Source organism: Haemophilus sp. UMB1048, from assembly GCF_030218125.1.
Lineage (GTDB): Bacteria > Pseudomonadota > Gammaproteobacteria > Enterobacterales > Pasteurellaceae > Haemophilus_D.
In genome coordinates this window covers 1-274 of sequence record NZ_JASOPB010000097.1, presented here as the reverse complement: position 1 = coordinate 274, position 274 = coordinate 1, and the positions used below count along the sequence as shown (strand labels likewise).

Sequence of the window (274 nt, the reverse complement as noted above, 5' to 3'; positions counted from 1 at the left end):
CCGATACCTGAAAGTTCAAAATCACGCAGTGAATTTTCAATGGCTTTCTTTTGCGCAATAGAATAGTCCGCAAATTCAGCGCTGTTTTTTAACGCTAAATAGGCATTATAAAGCCCTTTATGCTGACCAACCCAAGTGCTGTATTCAGAAAGTAAAGGCAAGCACGCTTGATAGGCTTCACGTAATTCAGCACTGTTTTTTACTGAATTGAGATGAGAAACGGGTGACCAAGCACGATTTAAACGATCATTGGTTTCCGTTAAAGGCAAAATAA

At 39.4% G+C, this 274-nt stretch carries 1 pseudogene; it reads right to left on the bottom strand.

What is annotated here, in order from left to right:
- Positions 1-274 (bottom strand): annotated as a pseudogene (locus tag QP437_RS10035) (oligopeptidase A); the annotation flags it as partial.